The 14,189-nt window shown below is 66.3% G+C and carries 13 protein-coding genes; 7 read left to right on the forward strand and 6 right to left on the reverse strand.

Annotated elements, in window-relative coordinates; translation table 11 throughout:
• Positions 1 to 25: 25 nt before the first annotated feature.
• Both RGUI_RS09385 and RGUI_RS09390 read right to left on the reverse strand, forming a co-directional pair.
• Complete coding sequence (locus tag RGUI_RS09385; RefSeq protein WP_081532813.1) at positions 26 to 1,000, reverse strand: magnesium transporter; 975 nt, start codon at positions 998 to 1,000, stop codon at positions 26 to 28.
• A gap of 78 nt (positions 1,001 to 1,078) precedes the next feature.
• On the reverse strand, positions 1,079 to 1,774 hold the full coding sequence (locus tag RGUI_RS09390) for an arylesterase (protein ID WP_081532814.1): 696 nt from the start codon (positions 1,772 to 1,774) through the stop codon (positions 1,079 to 1,081).
• Here RGUI_RS09390 and RGUI_RS09395 point away from each other — a divergent pair.
• Together RGUI_RS09395 and RGUI_RS09400 are read left to right on the forward strand one after the other, a co-directional pair.
• Positions 1,773 to 2,468 (forward strand): ABC transporter ATP-binding protein, encoded by a 696-nt coding sequence (locus tag RGUI_RS09395; RefSeq protein ID WP_081532815.1) that lies wholly within the window; start codon positions 1,773 to 1,775, stop codon positions 2,466 to 2,468. The genes RGUI_RS09390 and RGUI_RS09395 overlap by 2 nt on opposite strands.
• Positions 2,465 to 4,987 (forward strand): ABC transporter permease, encoded by a 2,523-nt coding sequence (locus RGUI_RS09400; protein WP_081532816.1) that lies wholly within the window; start codon positions 2,465 to 2,467, stop codon positions 4,985 to 4,987. Before RGUI_RS09395 ends, RGUI_RS09400 begins: the two co-directional genes overlap by 4 nt.
• Before the next feature lie 79 nt (positions 4,988 to 5,066).
• On the opposite strand, the gene RGUI_RS09405 is transcribed toward RGUI_RS09400, so the two are convergent.
• The 3 genes from RGUI_RS09405 to RGUI_RS09415 are packed head-to-tail and all read right to left on the reverse strand — an operon-like array spanning position 5,067 to position 7,082.
• Positions 5,067 to 5,852 carry a metal ABC transporter permease gene (locus RGUI_RS09405; RefSeq protein ID WP_081532817.1) on the reverse strand — a complete coding sequence of 262 codons (786 nt, stop codon included), beginning with the start codon at positions 5,850 to 5,852 and terminating at the stop codon, positions 5,067 to 5,069.
• Positions 5,842 to 6,597 (reverse strand): metal ABC transporter ATP-binding protein, encoded by a 756-nt coding sequence (locus RGUI_RS09410; protein ID WP_081532818.1) that lies wholly within the window; start codon positions 6,595 to 6,597, stop codon positions 5,842 to 5,844. Before RGUI_RS09410 ends, RGUI_RS09405 begins: the two co-directional genes overlap by 11 nt.
• Positions 6,594 to 7,082 carry a Fur family transcriptional regulator gene (locus tag RGUI_RS09415; protein WP_081532819.1) on the reverse strand — a complete coding sequence of 163 codons (489 nt, stop codon included), beginning with the start codon at positions 7,080 to 7,082 and terminating at the stop codon, positions 6,594 to 6,596. Before RGUI_RS09415 ends, RGUI_RS09410 begins: the two co-directional genes overlap by 4 nt.
• Positions 7,083 to 7,161: 79 nt before the next feature.
• Here RGUI_RS09415 and RGUI_RS09420 point away from each other — a divergent pair, with 79 nt between their 5' ends.
• Positions 7,162 to 8,112 carry a zinc ABC transporter substrate-binding protein gene (locus RGUI_RS09420; protein ID WP_081532820.1) on the forward strand — a complete coding sequence of 317 codons (951 nt, stop codon included), beginning with the start codon at positions 7,162 to 7,164 and terminating at the stop codon, positions 8,110 to 8,112.
• Between the two features lie 4 nt (positions 8,113 to 8,116).
• On the opposite strand, the gene RGUI_RS09425 is transcribed toward RGUI_RS09420, so the two are convergent.
• On the reverse strand, positions 8,117 to 9,055 hold the full coding sequence (locus RGUI_RS09425; protein WP_081532821.1) for a LysR family transcriptional regulator: 939 nt from the start codon (positions 9,053 to 9,055) through the stop codon (positions 8,117 to 8,119).
• Between the two features lie 123 nt (positions 9,056 to 9,178).
• Between RGUI_RS09425 and RGUI_RS09430 the strand changes: the two genes are divergently transcribed.
• The 4 genes from RGUI_RS09430 to RGUI_RS09445 all read left to right on the forward strand — a co-directional run bounded on the left by RGUI_RS09430 (position 9,179) and on the right by RGUI_RS09445 (position 14,154).
• Entirely contained in the window at positions 9,179 to 10,600 is a 1,422-nt protein-coding gene (locus tag RGUI_RS09430; RefSeq protein ID WP_081532822.1) for a form I ribulose bisphosphate carboxylase large subunit, read from the forward strand.
• A gap of 33 nt (positions 10,601 to 10,633) precedes the next feature.
• The gene (locus RGUI_RS09435) at positions 10,634 to 10,987 is read left to right on the forward strand and encodes a ribulose bisphosphate carboxylase small subunit (RefSeq protein WP_081532823.1); all 354 of its coding nucleotides are present in this window, start codon (positions 10,634 to 10,636) and stop codon (positions 10,985 to 10,987) included.
• 61 nt (positions 10,988 to 11,048) lie between these two features.
• Complete coding sequence (locus RGUI_RS09440; protein WP_081532824.1) at positions 11,049 to 11,852, forward strand: CbbQ/NirQ/NorQ/GpvN family protein; 804 nt, start codon at positions 11,049 to 11,051, stop codon at positions 11,850 to 11,852.
• A gap of 10 nt (positions 11,853 to 11,862) precedes the next feature.
• Positions 11,863 to 14,154 (forward strand): nitric oxide reductase activation protein NorD, encoded by a 2,292-nt coding sequence (locus tag RGUI_RS09445; protein ID WP_081532825.1) that lies wholly within the window; start codon positions 11,863 to 11,865, stop codon positions 14,152 to 14,154.
• The last annotated feature ends 35 nt before the right edge of the window (positions 14,155 to 14,189 follow it).

Consider the following 14,189-nt stretch of genomic DNA (forward strand, 5'->3'; position numbering starts at 1 on the left):
GCGCCGGGCCGAAAGGTCCGGCGCGCTACAGGATCAGCAGGCTGACCATCACGAAATAGATGATCAGGCTGGCGGCGTCCTGAATGACCGTGCAGACCGGGCCGCTGCCCATCGCCGGATCTGATCCCAGCCGGTCGAACAGCCACGGCAACGCAAAACCCACCACCGACGACACGGCACCACCAGCCAGCACGGCCAGCCCGACGGCCAGCGCCAGCAGCCCATCGCCGAACACGACCAACACGCCCAGGCCTGCGATTCCGCCCAGCGCCAACCCGATCGCGCCGCCGATCACCATTTCGTCGCGCAACAGGTCGCGGATCGAGACATCGCTTGTGGACAGCCCGCGGACCGACACAGAAACCGCCTGCGTCCCGATGGCCCCGGCAATGTAGACCAGCGCCGGGACGAAGAACGCGACCGAGACATTGGCCGCCAGCGCCTCCTCAAAGCCGACCATGACCAGCGTGACGACCGTGGAGGCCGCGAGCCCGAATATGAGCCATGGAAGACGCCGCGTGATCCGCTCTCGCACCGGGGCATCCAGCGCGGCACCGGGGCCGTCGTCATGGGCGGCGATCCCGGCAAGGCGCTGCAAATCCTCCATATGCTCATCGCGCAGGATGCGGAACAGCGCCTCGGGCGGGACCGCGCCGATCAGGCGGCCATCGCCATCGACCACGGGCACGGCGATCATGTTCAGCCGGATCGCCAATGTGGCGATCTCCTCTTGGTCAGCCTCGGGCGTCACCGCCTCGTGCTCCGGCTCCATCATCTCGCCGATGGTGCGTCCGCCGCTGCCGAACAGATCGTTGATGCGGACGATCCCGATCAGGCGCTCGTCGTCGTCCGTGACAAAGACCGTATCGGCACAGAGGAAGCTTTGCCCGCTCAGATCCGCGATCACCCAGGCCGCCGGCAGGTCGGGCCGCGCAGTGGGGATCGAGGTCACCATATGTTCGGCCGCGGTATCGCGGTGCGCGTCTTGCTGATCGGTCATGACCTGTTCCCTGTCCTGTCGGGGCGAGGGTAGACCGGTCAACCCGTTCGAACCAGACACCTTTCAACCCTGCGGCGATCAGGGGCCCTTTGCGCGTTCGACAAGCTGCAGAACGGTGGGGCCCATCCCGTCGACGATCACCTCTACCCCGGCTGCGGAGGGGTGAATGCCATCGTCCTGCATATAGGTGCGCATCGCCGAAGGCCGGTCGGAGATATCCGTCAGCCCCTGGAAAAAGCTTTCGAGGTAGAGTGTATCGTAGGTCGCGGCCAGCTCTGGGTACATCGCATCGAATGCCGCCTTGTAATCGGGCCCGTAATTGCCCGGCGCCTGCATGCCGATCAACAGCACCGCAACATCCGCGGCCTGCGCGGCCTGCAGGATCCCGTCGAGATTCGCGCGGGAGGCCGCGGGGTCGATCCCCCGCAGCAGGTCATTGCCGCCCAGCGCCACGATCAGCGCATCGACCTCGGGCGTCAGGGTCCAGCCGACACGCGACAGGCCCCCCGCCGTCGTATCACCCGACACGCCCGCGTTCAGCACGCGCACATCCGCGCCATTCGCCTGCAACCAGCGTTCCAGTTGCGGCACGAACCCGTCCTCCTGCGGCAGGCCGTAGCCTTGGGTCAGGCTGTCGCCCAGCGCCGCGATTGTGACCGGGTCGGCCAGGGCCGCGCCCGCGCCAAGGAGCAGTGCACAGGCAATCGTGAACTTGCGGGCCGTGGCCCGTGCACCATATGCAAGCCCAACGACCAGACCGGAAAGGCCCCCCATGACTGACCCGATCCTTTCGCTGTCCGACGTGACGCTGACACTTGCCGGCAATGCCGGACCGGTGGAAATCCTGCACGGCATCAGCCTGTCGGTGTCCAGGGGCGAAACACTCGGGTTGATCGGTCCATCGGGGTCGGGCAAGTCGTCTCTCCTCATGCTGATGGGCGGGCTGGAACGTGCCAGCGCCGGTCAGGTCACGGCCCTTGGGCAGGATCTGACCGCGATGAACGAGGACCAGCTTGCCCGGTTCCGCAGGGAGCATATGGGCGTGGTCTTCCAGTCTTTCCACCTGATCCCGACGATGACGGCGCTTGAAAATGTCGCAACGCCGCTGGAGTTGGCGGGGCACAAGGACGCCTTCGACCAGGCAGAGGAAGAGTTGCGCGCCGTGGGCCTTGGGGCGCGGATCGGCCACTATCCCAGCCAGATGTCGGGGGGTGAACAGCAGCGGGTCGCCCTGGCCCGGGCTGCTGCCCCGCGCCCGCATATCCTGCTGGCCGATGAGCCCACGGGGAACCTCGACGGGGCCAACGGCGCCGCGATCATGGACTTGCTGTTCGGACTGCGCGACCGGCACGGGGCGACTCTGGTGCTGGTCACCCACGCCCCCGACCTGGCCGCCCGATGCGACCGGGTGGTGCGCCTGTCGGACGGTCGCATTTCAGGGGAAGACGTGCGGAGGGCCGCGGAATGAGCCTGACCGTCGCCGCCCGCATCGCACGGCGGGAACTGCGCGGGGGGCTGCGGGGCTTCTACGTCTTCCTGTCCTGTCTGGCGCTTGGCGTGGCCGCGATTGCCGCGGTGGGGTCGGTCCGCGAAAGTATTCAGGACGGGCTGAAGCGTGAGGGCGCAGTGCTCCTGGGCGGCGACGCGGAGATGTCCTTTACCTACCGCTACGCCGAACCGGACGAACGCGCATGGATGGAGCTGATCGCGACCGAGGTGTCAGAGATCGTGGATTTCCGTTCCATGTTGGTGGTGGAGCGGGACGGGGAAACCGAACGCGGCCTGACACAGGTCAAGGGCGTGGACAGCGCCTATCCGCTCTACGGTCAGGTGGCGCTTGCCCCCGACATCCCGCTGGATGAGGCGCTGGCGGGCAACGGCGCGGTGATGGAGCGCGTGCTGGCCGACCGTTTGGGCCTGAAACCGGGCGATGCTTTCCGCCTTGGCACCGGAGATTACACCCTGTCGGCCGTCCTGACGCGCGAACCGGACGGCGCGGGCGATGGCTTTGGACTGGGCCCGCGGCTGATCCTGCGGACAGAAGCGCTGGACGGGTCGGGCCTGTTGCAGCCCGGCACGCTGTTCGACACGAAATACCGGCTGGCCCTGCCACCCGGCGCCGACATGGCCGCGCTGGAACGGGAGGCCGACCGCCGCTTTGCCGATCACGGCATGCGCTGGCGCGATGCCCGCAACGGGGCGCCGGGGCTGACCCGTTTCGTGGACCGGATGGCGTCGTTCCTGGTGCTCGTTGGCCTCGCGGGGCTTGCGGTTGGCGGGGTGGGCGTGTCGGCCGCCGTGCGCGCCTATATCGACGGCAAGACAGAGGTCATCGCGATCCTGAAAACGCTGGGGGCCGAGGGGCGCACGATCCTCTGGGCCTACCTGCTCCAGATCGGGGCGCTCGCGGTCCTTGGGATTGCGTTGGGCCTGACCCTCGGCGCCGTGGCGCCACTGGCCTTCGCGCCGCTGATCCAAGCGAAACTGCCCGTGCAGGCCGAGATCGCGGTCTATGGCCGGCCTCTGGCCGAGGCGGCGCTTTACGGCGCGCTGACGGCCTTTCTGTTCACGCTCTGGCCGCTGGCCCGGACGGAAGAGGTACGCGCCGCGGCACTGTTCCGCGATGCCTCGGGCCGCACCCGCGCCTGGCCCCATCGCCGCTATGTCATCGCGACGGCAATGCTCGCGGCCGTGCTGATCGGGGTGGCGGCGTGGTTTTCCGGCGTCGCCAAATTGGCACTCTGGATGGCCGTCGGGATCGTGGCGGCGCTTGGGCTGCTGCTGCTGGCCGCGGCGGGCTTGCGGCTCGTCTCCCGCCGGCTGGCCCGGGCCCGGGTGGTCCGGGGGCGCACGGCGCTGCGTCTGGCCCTGGGCGCGGTCGGGGGCCCGGGGGCAGAGACCGGATCGGTCGTCCTTTCACTGGGGCTGGGCCTGTCGATCCTCGCCGCGGTGGGGCAGATCGACTACAATCTGCGCGACTCCATCCGGCAGGAATTGCCCGAGGTCGCGCCGTCCTATTTCATCGTGGACATTCAGGGCCACCAGCTTGACGGCGTGATGGACCGGCTGACATCCGACCCCGGTGTCAGCCGGGTCGAAACCGCCCCGATGCTGCGTGGCGTGATCACCCGGATCAACGGCCAACCGGCAAAGGAGGTCGCGGGCGATCATTGGGTGATCCGCGGCGACCGGGGTCTGACCTACGCCGCCGAACCGCCCGCCGGCACCATCATCAATGGCGGCGCATGGTGGCCAAAGGACTATGACGGCCCACCGCAAATGAGCTTTTCCGACGAAGAGGCCGAGGAGATCGGGCTGAAACTGGGCGACACGGTCACCGTCAACATCCTTGGCCGCGACATCACCGCCACGGTCACAAGCTTTCGGGACGTCGATTTTTCCACCGCCGGGATCGGTTTCGTGATGTCGATGAATCCCGGTGCGCTGCAGGGGGCCCCCCATACCCACATCGCCACGATCTATGCCGAACCGGAGGCCGAGGCCGCGATCCTGCGCGATCTGGCCAGCAGCTATCCCAATATCACGGCGATCCGTATACGCGACGCCATCGACCGGGTGTCGGAGGTCCTGTCCTCGCTAGCCGCGGCGATCACCTATGGCGCCTCTGCCACGCTGGTCACGGGGCTGATCGTGCTGATCGGGGCCGCCGCCGCGGGGGAACGGGCGCGGGTGTATGAGGCTGCCGTTCTGAAAACCGTTGGCGCCGTCCGTGGGCAGGTGCTGGCGTATTTCGCGCTGCGATCCGCCCTTTTGGGGGCCGCGGCCGGGGCGGTGGCGATCGTTGCGGGCGGGGTGGCCGGCTGGGCGGTGATGGAGTTCGTGATGATGGGCGGGTATGAGTTCGAACCCGTATCGGCCCTGGCCATCGTTACCGGCGGCGCGCTGGCCACCCTGCTGTCCGGGCTGGCCTTTGCTTGGCGGCCACTGGCAGCGCGGCCCGCACGGGTTCTGCGGGCCCGGGAATGAGGCCCGCGGCACAGCAGCATGACCGCCGTGCGTTTCTTACCTGCCGTCGCAACAGAACCGGGCGCGGGTTCGCGGCGCGTCAACCCCGCCGCGGCACCGCCAGGCTGACCGCGAACAGCACCGCTGCCGCCACCACGATACTGGGCCCCGCCGGCGTATCCTGAAGAAGGGACAGGCCCAGCCCGCCCAGAACCGCCGCACTGGCCAACAGGCTGGCCAGCAGGGCCATTGCCTCCGGTGAGCGGGCCAGCGGGCGGGCGGCGGCGGCCGGGATGATCAGCATGGCGACAATCAACAGCGCACCGACGACCTGAATCGCGACGGCGACGACCAGCGCCAACGCCACGGTCAGCACCAACCGCTCCCGCGCGGGGTCAAGCCCCGAGGCCGTCGCCAGTTCCTCGCTGACCGTGACCGTCACCAGCGCGTTCCAACGCCAAAGCAAAAGCCCAACGACACCCAGCGCGCCCAAGGCGATGGCGGCAAGGTCAGCGCGACTGACCGCAAGGATGTCGCCGAACAGATAGGCCGACAGGTCCACCCGGACCCCGTGCAGGAAGGACACCGCGACAAGACCGAAGGCCAGCGCCCCATGGGCCAGAACGCCCAGCGCGGTGTCCATCGCCATGCCCCGGCCCGACAGTTGCGTGACCAGCAGCGCCATCGCCAAGGCCGCCACCAGCGTCCCAGCGAAGATCGACAGCGAAAACCCCAGCGCCAGCGCCACGCCAAGGATCGCCGCGTGCGAGGTCGCCTCTCCGAAATAGGCCATGCGCCGCCAGACGACAAAGGCGCCAAGGGGCCCGGCGGCAAGTGCCACGGCCAGCCCCGCCAGCGCGGCGCGGACAAGGAAATCATCCAGCATCGGCCACCTCCGCTTCGCCGTGATCGTGGTCGCATCCGTCATGCCCATGGTCGTGTTCATGCCGGTACAGCGCCATGGTCCCGTGGGTGCCATGGCCGAACAGCGCCCGGTATTCGGGCGCCGCGGTCACCACATGGGGCTGGCCTTCGCAGCAGACATGCCCGTTGAGGCAGACCACGCGGTCCGACGCGCTCATCACCACATGCAGGTCGTGGCTGACCATCAGGATGGCGGCCCCGGTTTCCTGCCGCACATCCGCGATCAACTGGTAAAACGCAGCGGTGCCGGGCTGGTCCAGCCCTTGTGTCGCCTCGTCAAGGATCAGAAGATCCGGGTCCGACAGCAGCGCGCGGGCCAGAAGCACACGCTGGAACTGCCCGCCGGACAGCGCCGTCATCTGCCGGTCTTCCAGCCCATCTGCACCGACATGGGCCAGCATCGCCCTGACATCCGCGAATGACCGCCGGTCGGGCAAAGACAGGAACCGCCGCACCGTCAGCGGCATGCGGTCATCCACGGCCAGTTTCTGCGGGACATAGCCGATGCGCAGCCCGGCGCGGCGCGTGATCTGCCCCGCCGCGGGCCGAACAACCCCCAAAAGCGCCCGGACGAGCGAGGATTTCCCCGACCCGTTCGGCCCGATCACCGTCACGATTTCCCCGCTGTCGATGGTGAAATCCAGTTTGCGCAGGGCCACCACACCGCCATAGCGGATCTCCAGCCCGCGCGCCGCGACCAGCGTCATAGCCCGGCCTCGCGGCAGATCGGGCAAAGGCCGACGGCCTCCACATTCATGCGGTCTACCCGGAAATCCATGCCCGCTGCGGCCTGCTCCAGCGCGCTTGCCACGTCGGCCCCGGGGGCTTCGGCCACGGCCCCGCAGCTATCGCAGATCAGGAAGATCGGCACATGCGCCTTGCCCGGATACATGCAGGCAGTAAAAGCGTTCAGGCGCCGTACCCGATGGGCCAACCCGTGGTCGACCAGGAAATCGAGCGCGCGATAGGCCACGGGTGGCTGCCGCGCGAACCCGTCCTCGGCCAGACGGTCCAGCACGTCATAGGCGCCAAGCGCCCGATGCGCCTCCAGCAAGATCTCAAGCGTGCGGCGGCGAACCGGCGTCAGCCGCAGGCCGCGTTCGCGGGCCAGTTCCTCGGCCCGGGCAAGCGATGCCGCGCGGCAGCGGGCGTGGTCATGGGCCGAAAAGGCGGGGGCGGGTTCGGAAGTCATCGTCTTCCCCTTGACTTGTTATCTTATAACATATTCATTCCCGGCATCCCGATGCAACCGCCTTTTGACGGAGAACCCCATGACAATCCTGCGCGCCTTCGCCCTCTCCCTGCTGGCCTCGCCTGCCCTAGCCGCCCCGCCCGCCGTGATGACCGACATTCCGCCGGTGCATGCGCTGGCCGCGGCGGTCATGGGCGATCTGGCCACGCCGGGCATTCTTCTGGACCAGGGCGCCGACCCGCATCATTTCCAGTTGAAACCCTCGCAAGCCCGCGCCCTGTCGGAGGCCGATCTGGTGTTCTGGATCGGCCCGGAACTGACGCCGTGGCTGGAACGCGCGATCCAGGGCGTCGGTCTGTCCGGCGAAAGCGTCGAACTGATCGAGACGGCGGGCACCCATCGGCGCATGTTCGACGAAGAGGATGCCCACACCCACGAAACCCACGACGATGCCCCTGCCGACATGGCCAAAGACGGCGACGATCACGACCACATGCATGAAGGGATCGATCCCCATGCCTGGCTCGATCCCGCAAACGCGCGGCACTGGGTCGACCGGATCGCCGGGGCGCTGGAGGTTGCCGACCCGGAAAACGCCGAAACCTATCGCGCCAACGCCGCCGCCGCCGCCGAAAGCATCGCCGCGACGGAAACCGAGGTTCGGCATATCCTCGACGGCGTCGGCGATGCGCCTATTGTCGTGTTCCATAACGCCTATGCCTATTTCGCCGATCATTTCGGCCTGAACGTCGCGGGGGCCATCGCGCTGGGCGATGCTGCGGATCCGGGGGCCGCGCGGATGAAAGCGTTGCGCGCCGAGTTGAAGCACGACCACGCGGTCTGCCTGTTTCCCGAGGCTCAGCACGACCCCGCGCTTGTCGCCTCCATCGTCGAGGGCACGGGCGTGCGCGTCGGGCGGGAACTCGACCCGTCTGGGTCAACGCTGACCTACGGGCCCGATCTTTATGACGCCCTGCTGACCGGCCTTGCGCAAACGATTGCCGACTGCGTCAGCGCCGCCCGCAGCTAGGGCCTCACTCACCAACGGCCGGGCCGGGCAAGGGCCCCGACCCGGCCTCGACCGCGGCCTGCCCATTGGCGACGAGGTGATCCATGAACGCCTCTGCCACCACGGACAGGTGCTTGCCGCGGGGATAGGCCACCTGCCACTGGCGCAGAAGCGGGAAGCCCGCAACATCCAGCGTCTTCAGCACGCCCAACTGCCCCTCCAGTGCAAGCGTATCGCGGGACAGCGCCGCAAGCCCCAACCCGCCGATCACCGCCTGTTTGATCGCCTCGTTCGACCCCAGTTCCATCCGCATCGGAAGGGACAGCCCGCGCGCCTTGAAAAAGCGTTCCGCCGCCAGCCGCGTGCCCGACCCCGGCTCTCGCAGGATGAAGGGTTCGCGGGCGACGCGTTCGGGGGGAATGTTGCGCTCGCCCACCAGCGGATGGTCATGGCGGGCCAGGATCACCAGCGGATTGTCGGCAATGACCGTCGCCACGACATCCAGCCCACCGGGCACGGTGCCCAGGATACAAAGGTCATCCTCGTTCTGTGAAAGCCGTTCCAGAACGGTCTGGCGGTTGGTGACCATCAGCGCCACCTCGATCCCCGGATTGGCGTCGCAGAAGCTTCCCAGCAGCCGGGGCAGGAAATACTGCGCGGTCGACACGATGGCGATTCGCAGCTTGCCCTGCCTCAGCCCCTTCATGTCGGCCAGGCGCATATGCATCCGCTCCACCGCGTCCAGCGCCTCTCGCGCGCCGTCCACCGTGACCTTGCCCGCCTCGGTCAGGAACATCCGCTTGCCGATCCGTTCGAACAGGGGATGACCCAGCCGTTCCTCCAGCTGCTTGACCTGCGAAAACACCGCGGGTTGCGTCAGGTGCAATTCCTCGGCCGCACGGGTGTAGCTTTCGTGGCGCGCCACGGAAAGGAAGACGCGAAGCTGGCGGAGACTGGCCGGCATGAATAACCTATTACCTATTCTTCCGATAAAAACTATTCAGTTTTGTATATGACATCAAGCGGCCATAGTCCTCCCGACTCGAGTGATCGAGGCAACGACAGCATCAACCGCGGAGGAGGACAGATGTCTGCCAAGAAATATGATGCCGGTGTGAAGGAATACCGGTCCACCTACTGGGAACCCGAATACTCCATCAAGGAGAGCGACGTTCTAGCCGTGTTCAAGGTGATCCCGCAGCCGGGCGTGTCGCGCGAAGAAGCCGCTGCCGCCGTGGCCGCCGAAAGCTCCACCGGGACGTGGACGACGGTGTGGACCGACCTTCTGACCGATCTGGACTACTACAAGGGCCGGGCCTACGCGATCGAGGACGTGCCGGGGTCTGACGATGCCTTCTACGCCTTCATCGCCTACCCGATGGACCTGTTCGAGGAAGGCTCGGTCGTCAACGTCTTCACCTCGATCGTTGGCAACGTGTTCGGCTTCAAGGCCGTCCGCTCGCTGCGTCTGGAAGATGTCCGCTTCCCGCTGTGGTTCGTGACCTCGTGCTTTGGCCCGCCGCACGGCATCAATGTCGAACGCGACAAGATGGACAAGTACGGCCGTCCGCTTTTGGGCTGCACCATCAAGCCGAAGCTGGGCCTGTCGGCAAAGAACTACGGCCGGGCAGTGTACGAGGTGCTGCGCGGCGGTCTCGACTTCTCGAAAGACGACGAGAACGTCAACTCGCAGCCCTTCATGCGCTGGCGCGACCGCTTCCTGTTCTGCCAGGAGGCCATCGAGAAATCCGAGGCCGAAACTGGCGAGCGCAAGGGTCACTACATGAACGTGACCGCGCCCACCATGGAAGAGGTCTACAAGCGCGCCGAATTCGCGAAAGAGATCGGCACCCCGATCATCATGTCGGACTACCTGACGCTGGGCTGGGCGGCGCATAACTCGCTGTCGAAATGGTGCCGCGACAATGGCCTGCTGCTGCACGTTCACCGCGCCATGCACGCCGTGATGGACCGCAACCCCAACCACGGCATCAACTTCCGCGTTCTGGCGAAACTGCTGCGCCTGCTGGGCGGCGACCACCTGCATTCGGGCACGGTTGTCGGCAAGCTGGAAGGCGACCGCGCCGCGACGCTGGGCTGGATCGACCTGCTGCGCGACCGCTATGTCAAGGAAGACCGCGACCGCGGGATCTTCTTCGACCAGGACTGGGGCGCGATGCCGGGCGTCTTCCCGGTGGCCTCGGGCGGCATCCATGTCTGGCACATGCCGGCGCTGGTCTCGATCTTCGGCAACGACTCGGTGCTGCAATTCGGCGGCGGTACGCTGGGCCACCCGTGGGGCAACGCGGCGGGCGCCGCTGCCAACCGTGTGGCGCTGGAGGCCTGCGTGCAGGCCCGCAACGAGGGCCGCGAACTGGAAAAGGAAGGCAAGGAAATCCTCACCGCTGCCGCCCAGCACTCCCCCGAACTCAAGATCGCCATGGAGACCTGGAAAGAGATCAAGTTCGAGTTCGACACCGTGGACAAGCTGGACACCCAGCACCGCTAAGCCGCGCCACGATCAAAGGAAAGGAAGAACACGATGAGCGTTCAGGACTACAAGTCGCGGCTTTCGGATCCGGCCAGCCGCAAGATGGAGACCTTCTCCTACCTGCCCGAAATGACGGACGAGCAGATCCGCAAGCAGGTGGAGTGGATCGTCAAGCATGGCTGGAACCCGGCCATCGAACACACCGAACCGCAATTCGCCCGGTCCAACTACTGGTACATGTGGAAGCTGCCGATGTTCGGGGAAACCGATGTCGACGCGATCCTGGCCGAGCTGAAGGCCTGCCACGAGGCGAACCCCGACAACCATGTCCGCCTGATCGGGTACAACAACTACACCCAGAGCCAGGGCGCCAACATGGTCGTCTATCGCGGCACGCCCGTGTGATGAACCTTTCCCGCCGGCCTCGCGTTGGGCCGGCGGGCACCATCGTTCAGGGAGGGAACCGATGAAAGACATGATCGAGCAATACCGTGTGACGGACGAACCCTATTACCGGTCGGTGTCCGACGAGGTTGACCTGTTCGAAGCCGCCTATGCCGCGAAGATGCCGGTGATGCTGAAGGGCCCCACCGGATGCGGCAAGACCCGTTTCGTCGAACACATGGCGTGGAAGCTGGGCAAGCCGCTGGTCACCGTGGCCTGTAACGAGGACATGACCGCCAGCGATATCGTGGGCCGGTTCCTTCTGGATGCGGACGGCACGCGCTGGCAGGACGGGCCGCTGACCTTTGCCGCGCGCAATGGCGCGATCTGTTACCTGGATGAAATTGTCGAGGCCCGGCAGGACACGACCGTCGTGATCCACCCGCTGACCGACAATCGCCGCGTTCTGCCCCTTGAGAAGAAGGGCGAATTGCTCCGCGCGCACGAGGATTTTCACCTCGTGATCTCGTACAACCCCGGCTACCAGAGCCTGATGAAGGACCTGAAACAGTCCACCAAGCAACGCTTTGGCGCACTGGATTTCAACTATCCCGAACATGGGGTCGAGGTCGAAATCGTATCGCACGAATCCGGTATCGATGCGAAGGATGCCGACAAGCTGGTCTCGATCGCCGAACGCGCCCGGAACCTGAAGGGCCACGGGCTGGACGAAGGGATTTCCACGCGGATGCTGATCCATGCAGGATCACTGATGGCGGGCGGGATCGAACCCGTCGCTGCCTGCCACATGGCCCTTGTCCGCCCGATCACCGACGACCCGGATATGCGCGACGCGCTTGACGCTGCCGTCGCCACCTATTTCTGAGGGGGGTCGCATGGCCCTCGCCCTTGAAGACCACGCCGAGTTGACCGACGAGTTGGACGAGGCGCAGCGTGCCATTCTGGAACAATGCTGGCCCGATGCGATCCGGGTGCTCAGCCCCCGCGGCATCGACAACTGGCTGAAGGGCGCCGTCGCGCTGGCGCATATGGGCCGGGGCGACCACATCGTGCGGACATGGATCGAGGTGGTGCCGACACTTGCCCGCGATCTGGGCGAAGACATCATTCCCGATCTGGCGCAGGCCTGTCTTGGCTTTGCCTCCCGCACCTCGGGCGCCGTTATCGAACGCGTGATCGCGACCGCGCCGGTCGCCTCGCGCCGCCTGTCCGACCCCGACCTTTTCCGCGCCTATATCCAGCTTTTGAACCAGATGCTGGCCCAAGCGCCGCGGGGCCTGCGCCCCATGCTGGAACATCTGGAAGAGTTGCTGGACGTTCTGACGCTTGGCGGGCTGCGCCGCTGGGCCAACTGGGGCGCGCAGGCCCATCGCACGAATTACGAGGAACTGACCCGCTATTTCAGTCTTGAGAGCGCGGAGTCGAAGGCAATCCTGCAGAATGAGCGCAAGGGCACGCTGTTCGTCGATATCCACCGGCGGATCGGTATGTATCTGCGCGCGCTCTGGGGCCGGGATTTCCTGATGCGCCCCACGGCGGGCGATTTCGAAAGTCGGGAGGGCGCCCGCCCCTTCATCGCCGAATTCTTCCTGCACCTGCCCGATGCCTATGACGACTGGAACGGCCTGCCGGGGCTCGATCTCTACCGCGCCGCCGCCGCCCATGCCGCGGCCCATGTGGCCGAAACCACCGCGGCCATTCCGGGTGACGAGTTGAACGCCCTGCAACAGTCCTGCGTCGGCCTGATCGAGGATGCGCGGGTCGAGGCGCTGGCTATTGCCCAGTTCCCCCGCCTGCGCGATCTGTGGCGGAAGTTCCACGCCCCCGCCAGCGATGGCGGCATGGGCGCGCAATTCGACCGCATCGCCCTTGGGTTGCTGGACCCGGAGGCCGAGATCGACGACCCCATCGTCGATTGGGCACGCACCGAATTCGCCAAGGCCGATCTGTCTGATGCCGCCATGTCGCGCGACCTAGGTCTGCAACTGGCCCATCAGTTACGGGCCAAGCCATTCTCGGCCTATCGCGACGGGCAAGGCGCGCCCTATCGCGACGACAACCGCTATATCTGGGAGTTCGAGGAGATCGACTGGGAGAAGGGCTTCGCCCCCGAACCGCAGGTCCGCAAATACGTCTCCGTCTCGGAAATGGTGAACGAGGTCGAGGTCGAGACGGCCGGGGACGACGCGCAGGAAATCTGGGTGTCAGAGCACGAGTTGTTCGACGATGACGGCCTGTCCTTCAACGAGAAAGAGGGCAAGGAACCGACCTCGCCCCCTGTTCCCTATGACGAGTTCGACTACAAGATCCAGATGCACCGCCCGGCCTGGGCCACGGTGATGGAAAAGCGCCCGAAGCTGGGCGACCCGACCGAGATCGACGCGATCCTGACCGAGAACCGCAAACTGACCCAGCGGATGCGCCACCTGCTGGACGCGATGCAGCCGCAGGGCGTCCAGCGCATCCGAAAGCTGGAAGATGGCGACGAGATCGACATCAACGCCGCGCTACAGGCGATGGTGGATATCCGCATGGGCTATCAGCCCGACCCGCGGATCATGATGCGATCCGTGCGCAAGGTGCGCGATATCGCGGTGATGACCCTTCTCGACCTGTCGGAGTCGACCAATGATCAGGTCGCGGGGCGCGATGAAACCGTGCTGGACCTGACCAAGGCCGCCACGGTTCTGCTGGCCGAGGCGATCCACAAGGTCGGCGACAGCTTTGCGCTGCACGGCTTCTGTTCCGACGGGCGGCACAACGTGTTCTATCAGCGCTACAAGGATTTCGACCAGCGCTGGGACGAAATGCCGAAAGCGCGCCTTGCGGCCATGCAGGGGCAGTTGTCCACCCGGATGGGCGCGGCGATCCGTCATGCGGGCGCGCATCTGGCCAAGGTGACCGCCAACAAGAAGCTGATGCTGGTCCTGACCGACGGGGCACCATCCGATATTGACGAGCGCGACCCGCAATACCTGCGCCAGGACGCCCGCGCGGCCGTGGTGGAGGTTCAGAAACAGGGCGTGATCCCGTTCTGCCTGACGCTCGACCCGCGGGCCGACCAGTATGTGGCGCAGATCTTCGGGCAGCGGAACTACCTGATCCTCGACCATGTGGAACGTCTGCCAGAACGCCTGCCGCAGCTTTACGCGGGCCTGACGCGGTAGCGGAGAAGCCGGGGCGACACCCGCCCCGGCCTGAG

The organism is Rhodovulum sp. P5 (genome assembly GCF_002079305.1).
GTDB lineage: Bacteria > Pseudomonadota > Alphaproteobacteria > Rhodobacterales > Rhodobacteraceae > Rhodovulum.

What these genes read in the sequence shown, in the direction of transcription:
- RGUI_RS09385 (WP_081532813.1), bottom strand. Translation starts at nt 1,000, where the DNA reads ATGACCGATCAGCAAGACGCGCACCGCGATACCGCGGCCGAACATATG.
- RGUI_RS09395 (WP_081532815.1), top strand. Translation starts at nt 1,773, where the DNA reads ATGACTGACCCGATCCTTTCGCTGTCCGACGTGACGCTGACACTTGCC.
- RGUI_RS09390 (WP_081532814.1), bottom strand. Translation starts at nt 1,774, where the DNA reads ATGGGGGGCCTTTCCGGTCTGGTCGTTGGGCTTGCATATGGTGCACGG.
- RGUI_RS09400 (WP_081532816.1), top strand. Translation starts at nt 2,465, where the DNA reads ATGAGCCTGACCGTCGCCGCCCGCATCGCACGGCGGGAACTGCGCGGG.
- RGUI_RS09405 (WP_081532817.1), bottom strand. Translation starts at nt 5,852, where the DNA reads ATGCTGGATGATTTCCTTGTCCGCGCCGCGCTGGCGGGGCTGGCCGTG.
- RGUI_RS09410 (WP_081532818.1), bottom strand. Translation starts at nt 6,597, where the DNA reads ATGACGCTGGTCGCGGCGCGCGGGCTGGAGATCCGCTATGGCGGTGTG.
- RGUI_RS09415 (WP_081532819.1), bottom strand. Translation starts at nt 7,082, where the DNA reads ATGACTTCCGAACCCGCCCCCGCCTTTTCGGCCCATGACCACGCCCGC.
- RGUI_RS09420 (WP_081532820.1), top strand. Translation starts at nt 7,162, where the DNA reads ATGACAATCCTGCGCGCCTTCGCCCTCTCCCTGCTGGCCTCGCCTGCC.
- RGUI_RS09425 (WP_081532821.1), bottom strand. Translation starts at nt 9,055, where the DNA reads ATGCCGGCCAGTCTCCGCCAGCTTCGCGTCTTCCTTTCCGTGGCGCGC.
- RGUI_RS09430 (WP_081532822.1), top strand. Translation starts at nt 9,179, where the DNA reads ATGTCTGCCAAGAAATATGATGCCGGTGTGAAGGAATACCGGTCCACC.
- RGUI_RS09435 (WP_081532823.1), top strand. Translation starts at nt 10,634, where the DNA reads ATGAGCGTTCAGGACTACAAGTCGCGGCTTTCGGATCCGGCCAGCCGC.
- RGUI_RS09440 (WP_081532824.1), top strand. Translation starts at nt 11,049, where the DNA reads ATGAAAGACATGATCGAGCAATACCGTGTGACGGACGAACCCTATTAC.
- RGUI_RS09445 (WP_081532825.1), top strand. Translation starts at nt 11,863, where the DNA reads ATGGCCCTCGCCCTTGAAGACCACGCCGAGTTGACCGACGAGTTGGAC.